Here is a 19388-nt window from a genome sequence, read left to right as displayed (position 1 = left end):
TCTAAATTCCTCCTTAGACGATTCCAATCCGCTCATGCGGTTGAATAATTTCTGTTACACGTACCCCAAAGTTTTCTTCAATCACGACAACTTCTCCTCTAGCAATTCGTTGTTGGTTGACATAAATATCAACCGGTTCGCCAGCTAGCTTGTCGAGCTCGATGATGGAACCTTGTGATAACTCGAGTACTTCCCGGACAGATTTTTTCGTTCTGCCTAGTTCGACTGTCACGTTTAACGGCACGTCATATAATAGCCCTAGGTTTGCCGGTACAGACTCTTGTGGAGCTGGTGATTGGAGCGGCATGAATTCTGCTTGGCTTACCGCGACCTCTGGCATCGATTTTTGCTTTTCCGGTTGTGGTTGCGCCTGCGGTTGAGCTTGCGGCTGAGGTTTCGGGGCCTCGGCTTTCGGTTGTTCTTTTACAGGCTCCACTGCCGTTTGTGCTTCACCGGTCGCTTTCATCAATTCATCGACTAATTGCTTTCCGAATTGAATTGGAGCAATTTGAACGATTGTGGAATCAATCAATGTACCTACTTTGAGATTGAACTCAATGAGCACCATCGTTTCCCAAAGTTCAAGACGATCGATAATCGTTTGATTTTTTGTTGCGTCAAACACCTCGACAAGTGGTGGAGAGATGTCAATTTTCTTCGAAAACACCGTCGATAAAGATGTCGCGGCTGCGCCCATCATTTGGTTCATCGCTTCTTGAACGGCTGATAAGCGAATCTCATCAAGGCTTTCAGGATCGACGTTCTCCCCTGTCCCACCTAACATGAGGTCAGAGATAATAGCGGCATCTTCGCGAGTCAAAACGAGGACATTCTCCCCTTTTATCCCTTCCGTATACCCAACACGTAATGCGACATGTGGCGTAGGATAACGCTCACGCAACTCCTCGATTCTCACTTCACTGACAACCGGTGTCGTGATTTCTACTTTTTGCTGTAGTAACGTTGACAAAGCCGTTGCCGAATTTCCAAACGAAATGTTTCCGATTTCCCCGAGAGCATCGCTTTCCATCGAATCTAAATGCTCTTCGTTTTCCGCCTTTGGCGTCGGCGTATTGTCACTTGTTCCACGTAGTAACGCGTCAATTTCATCTTGTGACAGCATTTCACTCATTGCTCTTCCTCCTTCACACGGTGAAGCACTTGAACCGCCATCCGCTTCCCGCTCACACCGACTTGCCCTTTAAATACTTTATTTTCCCCTACCATGATGGATAGAGGCTCTTTTGCCACTTGATCGAGTGCCAAACAATCCCCAACTTCAAGATGCAGCAGATCGCCGAACGTAATTGTCGTCTCTCCGAGTAGTGAGACAACCTCGACCGTCGAGTTCATCAACTGGGCTTTGAGTGGCTCTTTGCTCGATTGACTCGCATTCCGACGATTCGCTTCCTGCATCCAATAATGACTCGAAAGTTTCGACAAGACAGGTTCAATTGTCACGAACGGAAGACAAACGTTAATCGTCCCGCTCACTTCCCCAATCGTCACTCCAATGGAGATGAGGACGACCGTCTCGTTAGGTGAAACGAGTTGAAGGAACTGCGGATTCACTTCGACAGCAGCCATTTCTGCCTTGATTTCTGCAATTGACTCCCATGCATCTCCATAACTTGAAAAGGCACGTTTATACAATTGCGTCAAAATTCGCATCTCGATCTCTGTGAACGACTCAATCTTGTCCATTTCCACACCCGGTCCACCAAGTAGACGATCGAGCATCGCATAAGAGATGTTCGGATTGACTTCGATGATGAATCTTCCGTTTAACGGCGGCGCTTCAATCAAGTTAATCATCGTCATACTCGGGATAGAATGAATGAATTCATCGTACGGTAGTTGTTCGACCGAGTTGACGGTGAATTGAACATAAGTGCGAAGTTGTGCCGAGAAAAACGTCGTCAACATACGTGTGAAATGCTCATGAATCCGAGTCAGGCTTCGAATTTGATCTTTAGAAAATCGAACGGCTCGTTTGAAGTCATATTGCCGAACCTTCTTTTCTTCTTCTTGCGCGAGAAAGGAATCCGCTTCGACATCCCCACTGCTTAGTGCAGATAGTAAGGCATCAATTTCTTGTTGAGACAGTACTTCTCCCATGATGCCACCTCACTGAATAATTTTCTTCGTCATATAGACGCGTTGGACTTCACCTTCTTCAAGCAGTCCGTTAAGTTGTTCTCGTAATGTCTGTTCAAACTTTTGCATATCCTCTTTCGTTGCCAACTGTGTTTTTGTCATCCCGGCCAAGTCACCAAGAATGACATTATGCACTTGAAACTTGCGCAGCTCTAGATTCTCTTTTGTTTCAAGCGAATCTGTGACAATCGTGAATTGAACGTTGATGAAACGCTCATCTTGAATATTCGTCGTCATGTCGTCGGTCATGAAACTTCGCTCCGCCAACTCTTCAGCGGTGACCGGTTTCGTTTTTGCTGTGACGTTGTCACCGAAAACGTACTTATACGTCATGAAACCGGCTCCGCCCATGACGAGTAAGACGACTAGTAAAATGATAACAACTTTCAGGCCGCCACCTTTTTTCTTTTCTTCTTCACTCATCTTCTTCACCTCTTGTGAACATCGTTCCGACTAAACCGATTGAGCGGTAAAAGGCTTCAGTTCGTTCAATGATTTGATCTTTCGTTTCTTTCACGAGATACGTTTTGCCATTAAACAGTTGGATTATCGTGTCAGGCTCTGCTTTCACTGTTTCGATCAGCAAAGCGTTGAGCACGAACTCCTCACCCCGAAATGCTGTGACGCGAATCATCAGCGTTTCAAGTTAACGAGCTCTTGAAGAATCTCGTCCGATGTTGTAATGATTCGTGTGTTCGCCTGGAAACCACGTTGTGCCACAATCATTTCTGTAAATTCTTCAGAAAGGTCGACGTTCGACATTTCAAGTGCGCCCGAAACGAGGTTACCTCGCCCTAAATCACCGGCCGCTCCGATGAGTGGATCACCTGAGTTTTGTGATTGCAAGAAGTTGTTGGCGCCGACTTTCGATAAACCAGCGTTGTTGCTAAAGTTCGCCGTCACGATATAACCTGCCGTCTGCAACGCACCGGCTGCGTCGACATAGCTCACTTGACCGTCTTTTCCAATTGACAATGAACGTGCGTCTGTTGGAATTGAGATTTTACCGTAAGCCGTCGATCCAGCTACGACGTCAGGAATATTTCCAGTCAAGTTCGGCGCAGGAAGGTTAGCCGCAGGTTTCGCACCCGTTCCTAACAAGTAAGTTCCTTCACCTGTTACCAAGTCACCGTTGTTGTCCGTATAGAAGTTACCGGCACGTGTGTATTGCGCTTGACCGTTGACGATTGTGACGAAGAAACCTTCTCCTGAAATACCGACGTCTAACGCACGTCCCGTATTTTGCATCGCTCCTTGGTTGTAGACGTTATCGACAGTCGCCATCGTTCCACCAAGACCGACCTCTTTAGGGTTAATCCCTCCGGCCGTCGCCCCATTACCGCCTGACGCACTACCGACTTGTTGACTGACGAGGTCTTTGAACGTGACACGACCTTTTTTATAACCGAACGTGTTGACGTTGGCGATGTTGTTCCCGACGACGTCTAATTTCGATTGGAAGTTCTTCAGACCACTGATCCCTGAGTACATTGCTCTTAACATAATAATTCCTCCTATACTTATTTGATGGAAGTGATGTCGTACACGCTGACCGATGTGCCGTCTTCAAGATCGGCCATGTATCCAGTTAAATCAGATCGAGAAATCGAGACGACACGACCCGAGCCTTTCGTCGTTTCTTCACTCGATTCCGAACTGTAGTCAATCGTTTTACCAATCATGCTGCTAAATTCGGAAATCGAAGCCATATGGCGGTCGACCAGCACAGAGTCGAGTTGCTTCGAAATCGTTTGCATCTGTTCAAGTGAAGAGAATTGAGCCATCTGAGCGATGAACTCACGGTCTTCCATCGGCGACATTGGGTCCTGGTTCGCAATTTGAGCGAGCAGCAACTTCATAAACATGTCTTTGTCATATTGATTTGTCGCTTTTGGAAGTGACTGGTCTGGCAGTGTAAAATCATTCGTCTTCGGTTGGATGCTCGTCATCCTCAGACCCTCCTTTTGGTTGTTCCTGCGATTGCTCCTGTTCCGGTTGCTCGGAGCCATCTGGCAACGCCGACTTCGTGTCGAGTGCTTGTTGTGTCAAGTTGACCTCGACCCGAACGTTTTGGGAGTGAGGCGTTAACGTTTGTTGCAACTGCTGAACTTGTGACTGAAGCAATTGTTTCGCCTCTTGATTGCTTGCGAACAATTTGACGACGAGTTCCCCGTTATGTCGTTCAAGCTTGACGACGAGCTCACCGAGTTGTTCTGGATATAGACGTACCGTAAACACTTTCGAACCGTCCGCTCCGCTCGAAAACGGTGCTTTTTGAAGCGCGGACTCAATTCTCGCCTGTAAGTTTTCAGGTAAGGAACCTTTTGAGGCGTACATGACGGTTTCTACATCAATTTGTGGTCGCGACCAGTTTAATCCTTTCGGTAACCAGTCAACACCACTTGCCTGAGGGAGCGCTTTCGCCACTTTCACGGTTTCAACTTGTGGTAGAACGGGAACTTCCTTCATATTGCCGGCTGGTCCATTAAACTGTGTGACCACCCGTTGAATCGTTTGAACGTGCTTCCCAAGTTCTTGATTTGGCACAGTCTGTGTCAACCCTGTTTTTGCAGACAAATCCGTCTTTTGCACGATGTCACTACTTGTTGCGACCGCCTGAGCAACGATTGGGAGCGCTGAATCAACATTTCCAGATGACGTAGACAATTGTCCGAGTACACCTACATATGCATCCATAAACGTCCGATACGCATCTTGCGGAAGTGATTTTAGCCAATTCAATGTGTCAGGTTTTTGAAACCACGTTTCGAGTTCCTGTGCCACTTTTTCAAAGTCGACTGACTCTTCAGGGAGTGCACCTTCTTCAAGTTGAGGAAGCGCTGTCTGCTCTCCGGATCCTTGCATTGGTGCGAGCATCGCCGAGAGGAGACTTAAAAAGCCGCCCGTTCCTTGTGAATTCCCATCTGTCGCTTCGGTACGTGCCATCGAACCTTGAATCGCTTGTGATAATAATGCGATATTCAATGTGTGTCCTCCTTTCCCATGTTCACTGGAGAAGCTGCGTCACAACCGCAGCCTGCTGCGCATTCATCCGCCCTAAAATATCCGCCTGTTGCTTTGGTGATAATTCTTTAAGCAATTCCGCCACCTGTGGACTCTCTAGTTCCCCCATAATGGCCGCCGCTTGTTTGGCGGACATCTCTTCATACACACTGACAATGTCAGAAGTGGTTTCTTTTTCTGTTGTGGCTGCCGCTAGCTCGGAGACGAGTCGGTCACGTTCCCGAATTAAATCGGTGATTTCTTCTTGTCGCGCTTTCACTTCATTCGTCAGTTCCACATTTTCATTTCGAAGTTTTTCAATCTCACTGTTTGCTGCTTTCAACCGGTTCGTGGCGTCACTGTCGATCCCTGTCACGTTTACTTTCGTCTCAGATGTCTTCGGTGTTTCTGCTGTATTTCCATCCTCACTAACTGGTAGGAATGGTACGGATAAAAGTGGACGGTCCATCGCGTAGTTCATGACGACCATTCCGCCAACCAAGATGAAGATTGCTGGGATGAGGACTAACGCCACAATCATTTGTTTGCCTCGTTTATTGTTCTCTTTTGCCATGCTACTTCCCTTTCCCATGATGAATCACAGCGAGTTCGTCCATCATTAATTGCTCTGTGAGTTTTGCCGCTGTCATCTCTTCTAAACTGACCTTTTCATGAAGTGTCACATATTTCTTTTCTTCCACTACTTTTCCGAGCAAGCGTTCTTGTGATGCGTGATAACGATTGCGCGCTTGTTGAACGACGAGCTGTTGTGTTTCGATTTGACGTTTTACTTGCTCACGCGTCTTTTCTCGATACTGAGACATGAGTAAATCAATACGTCCTTGCTGTTCATCTTGATGTTTAATCAACGATTCATACATGAGGAGAAGATCATACAACGCTTCCATCTCCGTTTCGAGTTTTGCTTTCAACCCTCTTACTTCAGTAGCGGCATCTTCTTTCTCATGTTCAGCAATTGGCATGATTCGTTCTAGAATGAGTCTGTTCATGATTCACCTCGCGCGATGTCTGACAAATGAGCCATCGTTTGTTGGAATGCAGCATCTTCATCAATCGATTGCTTTAAAAATGTCAGTAAGTATGGATATTTCTCGATTGCCGTATCAATCGCTGGGTTCGAACCTTTTTTATATGCGCCGATGTTAATCAAATCCTCGGCATCGATATAAGTCGCTAGCCAACTACGAAACGTTTGTGCTGCTTCACGATGTGTTGGAGAAGCGATTTGGTTCATGACACGACTGATTGACTTCAACACGTGGATGGCGGGAAACTGTCCACGGTTTGCAAGCGCTCGGTCCATAACGAAGTGTCCGTCTAATATCCCACGCACCGCATCGGCAATCGGTTCGTTCATATCGTCACCATCAACGAGTACTGTATAGAACGCTGTAATCGATCCGGTTGCTGCCGTACCGCTTCGTTCTAATAATTGAGGGAGCATCGCAAAGACAGAAGGTGTGTACCCTTTCGATGTCGGTGGTTCACCAGTCGCGAGCCCGATTTCACGTTGAGCCATCGCAAATCGTGTCACCGAGTCCATCATGAGCACCACTTCTTTACCTTGGTCTCGAAAGTACTCGGCGATTGCGGTTGCGGTGTAAGCACCTTTCAATCGGACGAGGGGAGGTTGGTCACTCGTCGCTACAATGACGACAGACCGGGCCATGCCTTCTGGGCCGAGCTCTTTTTCAATGAATTCTTTTACTTCTCGACCACGTTCTCCGATTAAGGCGATGACGTTAATATCTGCCGAAGAGCGCTTGGCAATCATCCCGAGTAACGTGGATTTCCCTACCCCAGAACCAGCAAATAGTCCGACACGTTGCCCTTTCCCAACAGTCAGCAACCCATCGATCATACGAACGCCAGTCGACAAGGCATCTAAAATCCGGGGACGATTCAAAGGGTTAGGCGGTTTTCGCTGGACGTCATACCGCTTACCAGTTACGAGTCGGTCTCCCGAAAGCGGACGCCCCAGACCGTCGAGCACTTGTCCAATCAGTTCCTCACCAACAGGGACTTGGAGCATCTTCCCGGTACCTTTCACTAAACAACCAGGTGCAATCTGCGTTGTTTCACCGTATGGCATAAGAAGGACGCGCTCTTCATTAAAGCCCACCACTTCCGCTTCGACCGTCTCATTTGAAGGGAGCATGATGAAACATCGCTCCCCGACAAATGCACTCGGTCCATTTGACTCAATCATCAATCCTACGACCCGACACACTCGACCGATTTTGCGAGTAAACTCGCCATCCGTAGACTGTTTGATCGTATTGATGACCTGCTCAATAAGCGCCATCCGCTAAAACCTCCTCGATTTTGGCTTGGATTCTCTCGAAGCTATACGAAAGATCGATTTCATTTCCTCGATGTGGTGACTCAATCCGCACAGACGTTTCATCTAAAGAACTATCTCCACGATATTTTAATGGTGGCGTCTCTTCATCGCGCCACATCGATTCAAATCGTTGGATTGAAGCAAGCCGAGTCGGATGAACGTAAATCGTCAATGCTTCCGCATCGATGAGTTGAGCCATCTGTTCTTGGATCATCGCCGCAAACAACGCCTCGTCTTTTCGGACAAGGTCCGTCGTCACATGAGCACTTACTGCAATCGCTAAGTCAATGAGTGAAACTTCCGCCTGTTTCCATTTTTCCTGAAACAGTTGTTCGAGTTCGGTGGAAACAGAGTTCAAACGCGTCGTAATGTCCTCAAACTCTGCATATCCGTCTTGTCTTCCTTGAAGGAGACCTGCTTCATAACCTTCCGAACGTGCCTGTTCAAACGCTTCTTGCTTTAAGTGTTCTAGTCTCTCCATTTCGGTTAACTGAAACTGCTGGAACGCATCTTCGTCTTGTCTTAACTTCTCATAACGCGACTCGATCACTTGATGATGGTCGATGCTCTCAGTTGAATCAGGGATGGATGATTCCAATCGTTTCGATTCAATCCGTTGAGGAATATGCGATGTCGCGCGTTGACGTTTGATCACATTAGACAACGATGTCATCTCCTCCACCTCGACTGATTACGATTTCACCAACATCCTCTAGGCGACGAATAATTCCAACGATTCGACTTTGTGCCTCTTCAACATCACGCAATCGAACAGGTCCCATAAATTCCATGTCTTCTTTGAACGTTTCGACCATCCGTTGAGACATATTTTTGAAGATAATTTGTTTTACTTCTTCCGACGACACTTTGAGCGCTAGCAACAAGTCGTCGTTCGCCACTTCTCGAATGATCCGCTGAATTGCCCGAGAATCGAGTGTGACGATATCTTCGAAGACAAACATCCGCTTCTTGATTTCTTCTGCGAGTTCCGGGTCCTCGATTTCAAGTGCATCGAGAATTGTACGTTCCGTCGTCCGATCGACACCATTCAATACTTCGACGACTGCCTCGATACCACCCGATTGAGCATAATCCTGCATATCTGTCTGCGAGAGATTCTTTTCAAGGATTTGTTCAACTTCATGAATGACATCTGGATTGAGTCGGTCCATCGTCGCAATCCGTTTCGCAACTTCCGATTGAATTTCAGGAGGGAGCTCGGATAAGATTTGACCAGACTTGACTGGCTCCAAATGTGCCAATATGAGTGCAATCGTCTGTGGATGTTCATTCTGAATAAAGTTCAGTAACTGTTTCGGATCGGCTTTTCGTGCGAATTCGAACGGTCGAACTTGTAACGTCGACGTCAAACGATGAATCAATGCCATCGCTTTATCCTCACCGACTGCTTTTTCAAGAACTGTTTTGGCGAACCCGATTCCACCCTGGGTAATATAGCTTTGAGCCATTGCGAGTTCATGGAACTCACCAAGAATGCTCTCTTTCTCTTCTGGGGACACTTTTTTGAGAGCAGAGATTTGAAGCGTCAACTGCTCCATCTCTTCTTCCGAAAGATGTTTATAAACATTCGCTGCCACTTCTGGACCTAACGAGATCATGAGCATCGCTGCTTTTTCTCGATTCGATTGTTTGGCATAGTTCACGTTACTCACTCCTCAGACATCCAAGTACGAAGCAGTTTAGCAAACTCTTCTGGATTACTTTCAGCTAATTTTTCTAACTGTTTCTTCTTCACAGCCCCTTCGCCTCGTTCTTCGAGGTCTAGGTCAGGTACTTCATCTTCATATGGAACTTCCCACTCGTTCGTTTCTTCGACCACTTCTTGTTTACGTCTACGCATGGCGAAGAAGATGAGAGCAAGCAAAACGACCGCTCCAGCTGCTGAGGCGTACATCCACCATGGGGTAGGTTGCTCCGTTGTTGCCACTTCTTCTGCTTCAGCGAATGGTCGCGATACAACGACAACTTTTTGTTCAAGCTCCGCATCTGTAATCGCTTCATCCGTCTTCGCTAATGATGTCCGAATGATCGAATACATCATCGTCTCGAGATCCCCTTCGAGCTGTGGGTCAATGCTCGTTGCACCATCTGGTGGTTCAACAATCAATTGCACCCCAAGGTCGCGAATCGTATACGGTGCATTTTGAATTTGTTTCGTGATGCGATTTACTTCATAGTTGATGATTTCATGGTTTTTTTCACTTTCTTCTGTGCTATCCCCTGTAGCAGCAGGGAAGTTGATCGTGTCATTTTCACCGGTTCCGGTCGCTTCTGTCGCCGTCCCCGTACCACCCGTGTAAGCCTCGGCGATTCGTTCAGCTGACGTTACGATGCCTTCCATGTTTTCCTCGTTGACTGGCGTGACGAGGTTTTGCTCTTCGGCCGTCTGGGTCGTATCGATATCTGCTGTGACAGAGACGAGGACGCTCCGCTCTCCGAGAAGGACAGATAACATCTGTTGAATTTGTTGACGGACATCTTTTTCAACTTGACGCTTCAGTGCCAACGGATCAGAAGAAGATCCTCCTGCTACGACTGTCTGATCGAGGTCATAATACGTGAAGTATTGGTCCATGATCGAGATGTTTTCAGGCTTCAAGTTTGGAACACTTTTACTAATCAAATGATAGAGACCTTTGACCGTGTTCGGTTCTAAATTGGTTCCGGCCCCGATATTTAACACAATCGAAGCTGTCGGCTCTCCTTGATCTTCCGCTAAGAAGACGGACTTCTCAGGAAGCGAAATAATGACTTTCGCTTGATTGATTCCTTCAATTTGGGTGATGAGTCGCTCAAGTTCCGTCTGCATCGCACTTCGTTCGATGACCGCCATTTCACGGTCCGTCGTTCCGAAACCGGCATTTTCACTAAAGAAACTGTAGTCGATTGACCCAGATTTCGGGATCCCGGCTGCCGCAAGGCTAACTTTCAACTGGTCGACCATTTCATTCGGAACATATACACTGACCCCGTTCGAAGTAGCTTTAATTTCCGACTTCACACCGTCCGCAGTCAGCTTCTCTGTCACTTCACCCGCTTCTTGTGCAGATAGGTTCGTGTATAGAGGAGCCATGTTCGGTCTAGATAGGAAGAATGTGAGTACGAGTGCTGCGATCAATATGATCGCAATGGAGATTCCCCATACGAGTTTCCGCTTCGCCGGCATCGATTTCAGCGCATCGGTCATCGATTTGAATCGTTCTTTTAATTGTTCATTCATCGCAACTTGTCATCCTCTACAATTAAACTTGCATTCGCATCATTTCTTGATAGGCTTCAACGGCCTTGTTCCTCACCTCGATGGCAAGTTGCATCGCAATCGACGACTCTTCACTTTGAATCATGACTTGATGAAGGTCAGCTTTTCCGACAGCCAAATCTTTTCGGGCTTGACTTGTCGCTTGTTGTGTTTCGTTCAACGCATTCATCGCTTCATTCAAATATGACCCAAATTGAGATGGGTTCGTTTTCTTCATTGATGGTGTGATCTCTGGGCTCATCAATTGAATTGGGTTAATTTGCATCCTTCGTCACTCCTTATCCTTTTCCAATCTCCATCGCTTTGACGAGCATCGCTTTTGATGCATTCATCGCGGCAATGTTTGCTTCATAAGAACGGGTCGCGCCCATCAGGTCGACCATTTCTTTTAGTAAGTCAACGTTTGGCATTTGGACATACCCACGCTCGTCCGCATCGGGATGACTCGGATTGTAGGCAAGTTTATAAGGAGCATCGTCCTCGATGATTTGAGCCACTTGAACTCCGCCATTGACTGCATTTAGCTGCTTACGGAAAGGTGCTTCCTGTAACACTGTCATCTTTCTCGTATACGGTTGCCATTCTCCATCGACAAGTTTCCCTCTCGTCGTCTGGGCATTGGCGATGTTTGCTGAAACGGTATCCATTCGTAAACGTTGAGACGTTAACGCTGTAGCTGAAATATGAAAACTATCAAACATCCCCATCGATTAACGACCTCCTCGAATGACAGATTTTAATCCGCCGAGTCTACGATTTAATTGTTCCATCATCGCCTCGTACTGGAGTTGATTACGGGCCAGTTCACTCATCTCATAATCTAAGTCGACGTTGTTGCCATCACTTCGCATCGCCCCACCAGCTCGATCGACGACAGTAGACTGCGTCGAATCACTCGGACGTCCGCCTTGGAGTTTGAGACGCATCTCACTTTGAAGCGTCTGTTCAAATACGGCTTGCTTCGCTTTGAAGTTTGGGGTATCGATATTCGAAAGATTATGACTAATTACTTTCTGATTGAGGACTGAATGATTGATGGCTTGTTTCAATAATTGATAGTCACTACCAATCCAATTCATGGTGCTCACTCACTTTCATATGGTAACTACTGATATATACCTGATTTGGAAATTCCACTATTTCATTGAAACAAATCTGTAACAGTTCTGAAAGATATTTTTTAAAACATAGGTAAATGGGTTCGCATCTTTTTGTCGAATTAACGACAAATTCTGAAAATGATTACTTTTGTACTAAAAAAAACCGCTCCCTTTAAGAGGAAAGCGGTTTTTTAGGAACAAAGTCCCAAATTAAAGTGTTTTCAATGGAAAATGCACATCGAAAGTTGTATTTCAGTTTGATTTCAGTTTTTGTAACTCAAACAAGAAGTTGTCATTTAATATCTTGATATACGTTCCTTTCATTCCTAAAGAACGTGATTCAATGACGCCCGCACTTTCTAATTTGCGCAGTGCATTTACAATGACAGAACGAGTGATTCCCACACGGTCGGCAATTTTGGAAGCAACTAGCAACCCTTCGTTCCCACCAAGCTCTTCGAAAATATGTTCAATCGCTTCGAGCTCAGAATACGATAGTGAATTGATCGCCATTTGAACGACGGCCTTCTTACGGGCTGACGTTTCTGCTTCTGCCGCCTTCTCACGAAGAATTTCCATTCCAACTACCGTCGCACTATATTCTGCGAGGACGAGGTCATCTTCTGTGAATTCGTTTGCCAGTCGACCTAGCACGAGCGTACCTAGACGCTCACCACCACCGATGATTGGGACAATCGTCGTCTTCGAGTTTAGGAATAAATCGTGGTTCTCGACAGGGAACGCCGTATATTCGCTATCAATATCGATATTCGCTGTTGTTTCTTTCACATTAAACAAGTTAGAAGCATACGGTTCTGGGAACTGTCTGTCCACCAAGAATGCTTTCATGCGGTCGTTCTCAATCTGTTGTTTGATCGCAAAGCCGAGTAGGCGACCACGACGGCTTACGATAAACGTATTGGATTCAAGTACTTCACGCATTTTATCCGCCATTTCTTTAAAGTCAACGTGCGCACTCGCTTCTTGTTGAAGCATCGTGTTTAATTGGCGAGTTTTGTCTAGTAAGTTCATAATGTCTATTTCCTCCCTGTATGTGCATACAGAATCTTATAAAATATATTGGCTGAGGTCTCGGTCATCTGCGATTGACCCGACTTTAGCTTGTACGTAAGCGGGGGTGATTTCCACGCTTGTTTGTGGCATGTCTGCCGCTTCAAATGAAAGATCTTCAAGCACACGCTCCATAATAGTATAGAGTCGACGTGCGCCGATGTCATCGGTCTCGCGATTAACATGCGTCGCAATTTTCGCAATTTCTTCAATCGCTTCATGCGTGAATCGGACCGTTATTTCTTCCGACTCTAATAATGCGGTGTATTGCTTGATCAACGCCTGAGATGGTTCAGTTAAGATTTTGACGAAGTCTTCCTCCGTCAAACTATTCAATTCGACGCGAATCGGGAAGCGACCTTGCAACTCCGGAATCAAATCAGACGGCTTCGCCATATGGAACGCACCGGCTGCGATGAAGAGAACGTGATCCGTTTTGACAGGTCCGTACTTCGTAACGACCGTAGACCCTTCGACAATCGGAAGGATATCGCGCTGCACACCTTCACGAGAGACACCAGCATGGTCTTGTGACTTCGTCGCAATCTTATCGATTTCATCGACGAAGATGATTCCCATCTGTTCACTGCGCTGAACCGCTTCGTCATGCACTTCATTCAAATCTAGAAGATTTTCAGCTTCTTCCGCCACGAGAAGCGGTCTTGCTTCACGGACAGTCAACTTACGTTGCTTCCGTTTCTTCGGAACGATTTGTCCGAGCATATCTTGAAGGTTCGACAACCCTTCCATCCCTTGTCCTTGGAACAAATCCATCGTCTGCTTTTCTTCCAGCTCGACTTCAATGACCCGTTCTTCAAGTTCACCAAGTTCAAGAAGACGGCGAAGTTGTGCCCGATCATTTTTTGACGTATCGGTTGTCGATTCTGGTTGTTGGGTCTGTCCACCGAACAGTGCCTCAAACGGGTTTGAAGCACTCGGTGCAGCTTTCGCTTTCCCTTGCAAGGCGTCTAACAACCGCTCTGTCGCTGCTCGTTCTGCAGGCTCCTTGACGTCTTCTTTCTTCTCTTCTTTCACGAGACGAACGGACGCTTCGACAAGATCTCGAACCATTGACTCCACGTCCCGACCGACGTAACCAACTTCCGTAAACTTTGTCGCTTCCACTTTGACGAATGGTGCTCCGACTAACTTAGCTAAACGGCGGGCGATTTCGGTCTTCCCTACCCCTGTTGGACCAATCATTAAAATGTTTTTCGGTGTGACTTCGTCGCGAAGGTCCGCACTCAATTTCTGGCGACGATAACGGTTACGTAAGGCAATCGACACAGCCCGTTTGGCGTCCTTTTGTCCGATGACGAACTTGTCTAGTTCCGATACGATTTGTCTTGGTGTCAACTCTCGATTCATTCAGCAACGCCTCCGATCGTTTCTACAATGACTTGATCATTCGTATACACGCAAAGCTCACCGGCAATTTCGAGAGCGGCTCTCGCGATCTCTTCTGCTGACTTCTCAGCAGAATGGCGGACGAGCGCGCGTCCTGCCGCGAGTGCATAGTTCCCTCCTGACCCGATTGCAAGGATGCCATCGTCTGGCTCAATGACTTCTCCATTCCCAGAGACGAGCAACAAATGTTCCGCGTCCATGACAATCAATAGAGCCTCGAGCTGTCGCAACATTTTATCACCGCGCCACTCTTTAGCAAGCTCGACCGCGGCACGCGGTAAGTTACCGTTATACATTTCAAGTTTCGATTCAAACTTCTCAAACAATGTGAAAGCATCGGCTACGCTACCTGCAAAACCGGCAACGACTTTACCACCGTACAGGCGTCTCACTTTCTTCGCCTTGTTTTTCATAATGACGGCATTCCCGAACGTAACTTGGCCATCTCCGCTCATCGCGCATTGGCCATTGTGTCGAACTGCAAAAATCGTTGTTGCATGAAACATATCGTAACCTCCTACTTTCTTGGATGTGTCGCTTGATAAATCGAACGTAGTCGTTCTGTCGATACGTGGGTATAGCGTCCGGTCGTGGACAACGACTCATGACCGAGCAACTCTTGGACAGCGCGCAAGTCAGCTCCCCGCTCCAATAAGTCCGTTGCAAAACTATGTCGCAACGAGTGCGGGGTCAACGGCTTATGTACCCCACTCTGTTTTCTCAAGCGCTTCATGACATACCGAATTTGGTCTGTTGTCATCCGATTCCCTTTTTGACTCAAAAATAATGCGTTTTCTGTCGGGAGTCCGACGTCTTTACGTATTTCGATGTACTGTTTCAATGATTGTACGGCATATTGACCAATCGGAACGTACCGTTCTTTCTTCCCTTTGCCCATCACATGAACGAAAGCTAAGACTTCGTCAAAGGAAGAAAGGTTCATCCCACAAAGCTCAGCGACGCGGATGCCCGTTCCATACAACACTTCGACGATGGCGACGTCTCTCGCCTGTAAAAAAGGATCATCTTGCTCAGATGCCGCTTCTAATAATTGTTCGACCTCGGTCGGGACGGCGAACGTCGGCAAGGATTGTCGCTTTTTCGGTGAAGTCAGGTCATGAAACAAGGGCTCTCCCCCGTGCTCTCTTGCCATATACTTCCCGAACTGTTTAAGGCAAGATACTTTCTGAGACACCGTAGATGTGGCCAATTGTTTCTCATAAAGGACATATAAATAACGCCGCGCCGTCTGTGCATCGTAGGGATCTTGATGCGTCGATTGGCAATATGCGGCGTACTGGTCGAGCGTTTGCTCGTAGGAGCGTTTCGTATGAGGAGACAGTCGACGTTCAATTTGGCAGTAGCGTAAAAATGATTGTCGATCCTCTAAGAATCCCATTTTATCGCCTCCTCGATGACACGTAAAAACGCATGTTCTCGTCAAATCGAAATTAGCATAGCATACAGAATGTATGGTGACAATAGATAGTCGTTCAATAATCTGAAAATTTTCAAAGTATGAAACAAAATACACAATTGAAATTTTATTTCAAAACAAAAGAGCCAAAAAATGGCTCTCTTGTTCAAAGGTCCTTAAACTGCTGAATCGTTTCTAAAGCTCGGTTGGCGTAACGCTCATACCGTTCTTGTTTTTTCATTTTCTTCGGAGCGTCCTCTAACGTTGGGACCAATCCGAAGTTCGCATTCATCGGCTGGAAATGCTTGCCGTCAGCTGTCGTGATGTAGTGTGCCATCGAACCGAGCATCGTTTCACGTGGTAACACGACGAGCTCTTCTCCTGCGATCATCTTCGCTGCGTTGATTCCTGCCAACAATCCAGATGCCGCTGACTCCACGTAACCTTCCACGCCTGTCATTTGACCAGCGAAGAAGAGTGTGTCTCGCGTGCGTGCTTGATACGTCGGTTTCAACAAGCTCGGCGAATTGATGAACGTGTTGCGGTGCATGACACCATAACGAACGATATCTGCATTCTCAAGTCCAGGAATGAGACGGATGATACGTTTCTGCTCGCCCCATTTCAAATGCGTCTGGAAACCGACAAGATTATAAAGCGTTCCTGCCGAGTTATCCTGACGCAACTGTACGACCGCATAAGGACGTTTACCTGTCTTCGGATCTTCTAAACCGACCGGCTTCATCGGTCCGAATAGAAGTGTCTTCTTCCCACGCTGGGCCATTACTTCAAACGGCATACATCCTTCGAAGTAAATCTCCTTTTCAAACTCTTTCAGTGGAACGACTTCTGCTTTGACCAGTTCCTCATAAAACACGTCAAACTCTTCTTCCGTCATTGGACAGTTCAGGTAAGCAGCTTCACCTTTATCGTAACGCGACTTCAAATACACTTTATCACGATCGATCGTATCTCCGTCTAGAATCGGAGCGGCCGCATCGTAAAAGTAAAGATAATCTTCACCTGTGAACGCTTTGAGCGATGCCGACAAATCTGGAGATGTCAGTGGGCCAGTCGCGACGATGACAATCCCTTCAGGAATTTCTTTTAGTTCTTCAGTATGCACTGTGACGTTCTCGTGGTTCTTCAGTTTCTCGGTGATGAACCCAGCGAATTCATGACGGTCGACAGCGAGTGCGCCACCAGCTGGGACGCTTGCCGTGTCTGCCGCCTTCAAGATGAGTGAGTCAAGCGTTCGCATCTCTTCTTTCAAAACACCGACCGCGTTTTGAAGACCGTTCGCACGGAGTGAGTTCGAACAAACAAGCTCCGCGAATTGATCCGTGTGGTGCGCCGGCGTTTGACGTACCGGTCTCATTTCATACAAATCTACTTGAATGCCACGCTTGGCGAGTTGCCAAGCCGCTTCGGAGCCGGCCAATCCGGCCCCGATTACAGTTACACGTTGTTGCAACATTAATCCTCCTCTTGCTGATGTACCTCGGTATGGGTACAGTTCGTACATTGATATTTCACGCCGTCTTTAATTTTCTTCTCGACCATCAAACTGTCGCACACCGGGCACGGTTTCGCAACTGGTTTGTCCCATGAGACGAACTCACATTCTGGATAGTTCGAGCATCCATAGAAGAGGCGACCTTTTTTACTTCGACGTTCCACGATTTGTCCGTCCTTACAGTCTGGGCAAGGTACACCAATCTCAACTTGAACTGGCTTCGTGTTCGTACAGTTCGGGAAGTTCGAGCAAGCCATGAACTTACCGTATCGTCCCATTTTGATGACCATCGGCGAACCACATACTTCACAGTCAATTCCTGCAGGTTCATCTTTTACTTCGATTTTCTCAATCTCTTCTTCTGCACGTTTTAAGCGCTTCTCGAATGAACGATAAATCGGGGCCACGACTTCTGTCCACTCGACTTCTTTATGCTCGATCGAGTCAAGGAGCGTCTCCATGTCTGCCGTGAACTGAACGGTGATGAAGTCATTGAAATATTCGTCAATCATTTCAATCACGAGTTCACCGAGCTCTGTCGGAAGGAATTTCTTCTCTTCTAAGACGACATAACCACGGCGTTGGATTGTATCGAGTGTCGGCGCATACGTCGACGGGCGACCAATACCGAGCTCTTCCATCGCTCGGACGAGTCGTGCTTCTGTATAACGTGGCGGTGGTTGCGTGAAGTGTTGTTTCGGTTCAATCGCTTCGAAGCTGACCGTATCTTCGACTTCAAGAGGTGGTAACAAGCCCTCTTTCTCTTGATTCGTATCTTCGATGTCATCGTCTTTCGATTCGATATACACTTTCATGAAACCTGGGAATTTGACGGTCGAGCCATTCGCACGGAAGATCATCCCGTTCGATTCGACGTCGATTTTGACAGTGTCGAGCACTGCTGGCGCCATTTGACTTGCGATCAAACGCTCCCAAATCAATTTATAAAGGCGCAACTGGTCACGAGACAAATAAGGTTTTAAAGAAGCAGGGTCACGGAGTGCTGAAGTCGGACGAATCGCTTCGTGCGCATCCTGTGCGTTTGCCGCTTTCTTTTCCTTTTGCTTCTGTGAGGCGACGTATTCTTCACCGAATGTCGATTCGATGTACTCTTTCGCCTCTCCCTTCGCCAAGTCCGAGATTCGTGTCGAGTCTGTACGCATATACGTGATCAGACCGACCGTCCCCTCTTTCTTACCGAGGTCAATCCCTTCATACAATTGTTGGGCGAGCATCATCGTCTTCTTCGCACGGAAATTCAATTTACGTGCCGCATCCTGTTGCAACGAACTTGTCGTGAACGGCAACGAAGCGTTTCGTTTTCGTTCTTTCTTCGTCACGTCGATGACTTTAAATTCGTCGTTGATGGCGTCAAGAACGGCTTGAGCGTCTTCTTCAGACTTCAATTCCATTTTCTTCCCATCTTTTCCGTAAAATGAAGTCTCAAACGTTTCCCCATCGTGATTCAAGTCGAGCTTGATTGTCCAATATTCTTCTGGGTCGAACGCATTGATTTCACGTTCACGGTCAATAATCATCTTCACGGCAACTGATTGTACTCGTCCGGCAGACAATCCTTTTTTGACTTTCTTCCATAATAGAGGACTCATCCCGTATCCGACGAGGCGGTCTAAAATACGTCGAGCTTGTTGCGCGTCGACGAGGTCATGATTGATTTTACGTGGATGTTTGAATGATTCTTTAATCGCATCTTTTGTAATCTCGTTAAAGACGACGCGACATTCCGTCGTTTCGTCTACGCCGAGTGCGCGAGCCAAGTGCCAGGCAATCGCTTCCCCTTCTCTGTCGGGGTCGGCCGCGAGAAAGATTTTTGTGGCTTTTTTCGCCGCTGTCTTCAATTCTTTTAATACCGGTCCTTTACCACGGATGGTAATATACTTCGGTTCAAAGTCATGTTCGACGTCTACACCGAGTTGACTCTTCGGTAAGTCGATGACGTGTCCCATCGAAGCTTTGACCATATAATTCGGACCTAAATAACGTTTAATTGTTTTTGCTTTCGCAGGTGACTCAACGATCACCAAATATTTTGCCATACATCTGCTCCCCTT

Annotated in this window: 22 protein-coding genes; all 22 read right to left on the bottom strand. The window is 47.0% G+C overall.

Annotated elements, in window-relative coordinates:
• Positions 1–13: 13 nt before the first annotated feature.
• Positions 14–1132 carry a flagellar motor switch phosphatase FliY gene (gene fliY / locus KNO75_RS02505; RefSeq protein WP_214794079.1) on the bottom strand — a complete coding sequence of 373 codons (1119 nt, stop codon included), beginning with the start codon at positions 1130–1132 and terminating at the stop codon, positions 14–16.
• Positions 1129–2118 carry a flagellar motor switch protein FliM gene (gene fliM, locus KNO75_RS02500; RefSeq protein ID WP_214788795.1) on the bottom strand — a complete coding sequence of 330 codons (990 nt, stop codon included), beginning with the start codon at positions 2116–2118 and terminating at the stop codon, positions 1129–1131. Before fliM ends, fliY begins: the two co-directional genes overlap by 4 nt.
• Positions 2119–2127: 9 nt before the next feature.
• Positions 2128–2580 (bottom strand): flagellar basal body-associated FliL family protein, encoded by a 453-nt coding sequence (locus tag KNO75_RS02495; RefSeq protein WP_214788798.1) that lies wholly within the window; start codon positions 2578–2580, stop codon positions 2128–2130.
• Positions 2573–2791, bottom strand: coding sequence for a flagellar FlbD family protein (locus KNO75_RS02490; protein ID WP_031421671.1), 219 nt, complete (start codon positions 2789–2791; stop codon positions 2573–2575). Before KNO75_RS02490 ends, KNO75_RS02495 begins: the two co-directional genes overlap by 8 nt.
• Entirely contained in the window at positions 2791–3660 is an 870-nt protein-coding gene (gene flgG, locus KNO75_RS02485) for a flagellar basal body rod protein FlgG (RefSeq protein ID WP_074034702.1), read from the bottom strand. Before flgG ends, KNO75_RS02490 begins: the two co-directional genes overlap by 1 nt.
• A 17-nt stretch (positions 3661–3677) precedes the next feature.
• Entirely contained in the window at positions 3678–4106 is a 429-nt protein-coding gene (locus KNO75_RS02480; protein WP_214691822.1) for a flagellar hook capping FlgD N-terminal domain-containing protein, read from the bottom strand.
• A complete protein-coding gene (locus KNO75_RS02475) occupies positions 4078–5142 on the bottom strand; it encodes a flagellar hook-length control protein FliK (RefSeq protein ID WP_214819666.1) in 1065 nt (354 codons plus the stop codon). The genes KNO75_RS02480 and KNO75_RS02475 overlap by 29 nt, the downstream gene beginning before the upstream one ends.
• 22 nt (positions 5143–5164) lie before the next feature.
• Complete coding sequence (locus KNO75_RS02470) at positions 5165–5734, bottom strand: MotE family protein (protein ID WP_214819664.1); 570 nt, start codon at positions 5732–5734, stop codon at positions 5165–5167.
• A 1-nt stretch (position 5735) separates the two neighbouring features.
• Positions 5736–6170 (bottom strand): flagellar FliJ family protein, encoded by a 435-nt coding sequence (locus tag KNO75_RS02465; protein WP_214788810.1) that lies wholly within the window; start codon positions 6168–6170, stop codon positions 5736–5738.
• Positions 6167–7486, bottom strand: coding sequence for a flagellar protein export ATPase FliI (fliI, locus tag KNO75_RS02460; protein ID WP_214794088.1), 1320 nt, complete (start codon positions 7484–7486; stop codon positions 6167–6169). The genes KNO75_RS02465 and fliI overlap by 4 nt, the downstream gene beginning before the upstream one ends.
• Positions 7473–8198 (bottom strand): FliH/SctL family protein, encoded by a 726-nt coding sequence (locus tag KNO75_RS02455; protein ID WP_214794091.1) that lies wholly within the window; start codon positions 8196–8198, stop codon positions 7473–7475. The genes fliI and KNO75_RS02455 overlap by 14 nt, the downstream gene beginning before the upstream one ends.
• Positions 8182–9189 carry a flagellar motor switch protein FliG gene (gene fliG, locus KNO75_RS02450; protein ID WP_031421657.1) on the bottom strand — a complete coding sequence of 336 codons (1008 nt, stop codon included), beginning with the start codon at positions 9187–9189 and terminating at the stop codon, positions 8182–8184. The genes KNO75_RS02455 and fliG overlap by 17 nt, the downstream gene beginning before the upstream one ends.
• A 5-nt stretch (positions 9190–9194) precedes the next feature.
• On the bottom strand, positions 9195–10766 hold the full coding sequence (gene fliF, locus KNO75_RS02445; RefSeq protein ID WP_214794094.1) for a flagellar basal-body MS-ring/collar protein FliF: 1572 nt from the start codon (positions 10764–10766) through the stop codon (positions 9195–9197).
• A gap of 22 nt (positions 10767–10788) precedes the next feature.
• Entirely contained in the window at positions 10789–11070 is a 282-nt protein-coding gene (fliE, locus tag KNO75_RS02440) for a flagellar hook-basal body complex protein FliE (protein ID WP_214788822.1), read from the bottom strand.
• Between the two features lie 13 nt (positions 11071–11083).
• Positions 11084–11512 (bottom strand): flagellar basal body rod protein FlgC, encoded by a 429-nt coding sequence (gene flgC, locus KNO75_RS02435; RefSeq protein WP_074034731.1) that lies wholly within the window; start codon positions 11510–11512, stop codon positions 11084–11086.
• 3 nt (positions 11513–11515) lie between these two features.
• Entirely contained in the window at positions 11516–11884 is a 369-nt protein-coding gene (flgB, locus tag KNO75_RS02430) for a flagellar basal body rod protein FlgB (RefSeq protein ID WP_214794100.1), read from the bottom strand.
• A 273-nt stretch (positions 11885–12157) separates the two neighbouring features.
• Positions 12158–12937, bottom strand: coding sequence for a GTP-sensing pleiotropic transcriptional regulator CodY (codY, locus tag KNO75_RS02425; protein ID WP_214691812.1), 780 nt, complete (start codon positions 12935–12937; stop codon positions 12158–12160).
• Positions 12938–12973: 36 nt separating this feature from the next.
• Positions 12974–14344: an ATP-dependent protease ATPase subunit HslU gene (gene hslU, locus KNO75_RS02420; protein WP_214788832.1), complete on the bottom strand. Its 1371-nt coding sequence runs from the start codon at positions 14342–14344 to the stop codon at positions 12974–12976.
• Positions 14341–14889, bottom strand: coding sequence for an ATP-dependent protease subunit HslV (gene hslV / locus KNO75_RS02415; protein ID WP_214788835.1), 549 nt, complete (start codon positions 14887–14889; stop codon positions 14341–14343). Before hslV ends, hslU begins: the two co-directional genes overlap by 4 nt.
• An 11-nt stretch (positions 14890–14900) precedes the next feature.
• Positions 14901–15782, bottom strand: coding sequence for a tyrosine-type recombinase/integrase (locus tag KNO75_RS02410; RefSeq protein ID WP_214819662.1), 882 nt, complete (start codon positions 15780–15782; stop codon positions 14901–14903).
• Between the two features lie 184 nt (positions 15783–15966).
• The gene (trmFO, locus tag KNO75_RS02405) at positions 15967–17277 is read right to left on the bottom strand and encodes an FADH(2)-oxidizing methylenetetrahydrofolate--tRNA-(uracil(54)-C(5))-methyltransferase TrmFO (protein ID WP_214794107.1); all 1311 of its coding nucleotides are present in this window, start codon (positions 17275–17277) and stop codon (positions 15967–15969) included.
• Entirely contained in the window at positions 17277–19373 is a 2097-nt protein-coding gene (gene topA, locus KNO75_RS02400) for a type I DNA topoisomerase (RefSeq protein WP_214788844.1), read from the bottom strand. The genes trmFO and topA overlap by 1 nt, the downstream gene beginning before the upstream one ends.
• Positions 19374–19388: the final 15 nt, after the last annotated feature.

The organism is Exiguobacterium sp. s35 (assembly GCF_018617535.1).
GTDB lineage: Bacteria > Bacillota > Bacilli > Exiguobacteriales > Exiguobacteriaceae > Exiguobacterium > Exiguobacterium aestuarii.
Note: the sequence above shows the minus strand (reverse complement) of the source record. Positions and strands in the feature narration are given on the sequence as shown.